This window comes from Psychrobacter sp. CAL346-MNA-CIBAN-0220 (genome assembly GCF_040309805.1).
Taxonomy (GTDB): Bacteria; Pseudomonadota; Gammaproteobacteria; order Pseudomonadales; family Moraxellaceae; genus Psychrobacter.
In genome coordinates this window covers 1-243 of sequence record NZ_JBEOPF010000648.1, presented here as the reverse complement: position 1 = coordinate 243, position 243 = coordinate 1, and the positions used below count along the sequence as shown (strand labels likewise).

The 243-nt window shown below is 40.3% G+C and carries 1 protein-coding gene; it reads right to left on the bottom strand.

Annotated elements, in window-relative coordinates:
• Window positions 1–243 (bottom strand): efflux RND transporter permease subunit (locus AAEY88_RS15175; RefSeq protein ID WP_350563724.1); only part of this gene is annotated, 243 nt, incomplete at both ends.

The following is a 243-nucleotide window of genomic DNA, read 5'->3' as shown; positions in this document are numbered from 1 at the left end:
CATATAGGTTTTAAGTACTTTAGCAACATCGGTAATATCTTGATCTTTAGAGGCGTTTACTTCAAAAGACAATGAGTTTTTACCATTGTATTTTGAGTATTGCAGGCCTTCTTCAAAGCCATCATTTATGGTGGCAACGTCACCTAAATAAACTTGCGCGCCATCGGCAAGGGTGATCAGTGGTAGTTTTGCAAACTCGCTACCACGGTAGGCTTGTTTTTCAACGCGCATTGAAATATAGCC